Origin of the sequence: Paraburkholderia sp. SIMBA_054 (assembly GCF_046534875.1) — a bacterium.
Lineage (GTDB): Bacteria > Pseudomonadota > Gammaproteobacteria > Burkholderiales > Burkholderiaceae > Paraburkholderia > Paraburkholderia hospita.
Map to the genome: position 1 here is coordinate 1 of NZ_JAWRXV010000363.1, position 358 is coordinate 358.

Sequence of the window (358 nt, forward strand, 5' to 3'; positions counted from 1 at the left end):
GAAAACTTCTTCATACTTTTTCTCTTTATTAAAGCGATCAAGCTTACACAACACTTCGACTTTGTGGGTTTTTTGGAATTCTCTTTGGCTGTTCTTATCCGAAATGAAATACGAGCGGTAAATTTTCTCACCGAATGATTTATCTATTAGTGTCTTAAGGGCAGCAAGATCTTTGCGATACTGGTCGAATGCTTTTACTTTCGCTTTTGCTACAGAAGCCTCGCCCTTTAGCAATTCGTAGAGAACGACTTGTTGGTAAAAAGGTTGAACCGCCTCAATCAATGCACTTTCTTCTTCGAGCAATAGCTCTAACACTTCTTCTGCGTTTTCATTAGAAAGTTGAACTTTAGCTTTCGTT

Annotated in this window: 1 protein-coding gene; it reads right to left on the minus strand. The window is 38.3% G+C overall.

Annotated features, from left to right (window positions below):
- Positions 1-358 (minus strand): CRISPR-associated endonuclease Cas9 REC1/REC2 domain-containing protein (locus SB822_RS55500; RefSeq protein WP_410858897.1); only part of this gene is annotated, 358 nt, incomplete at both ends.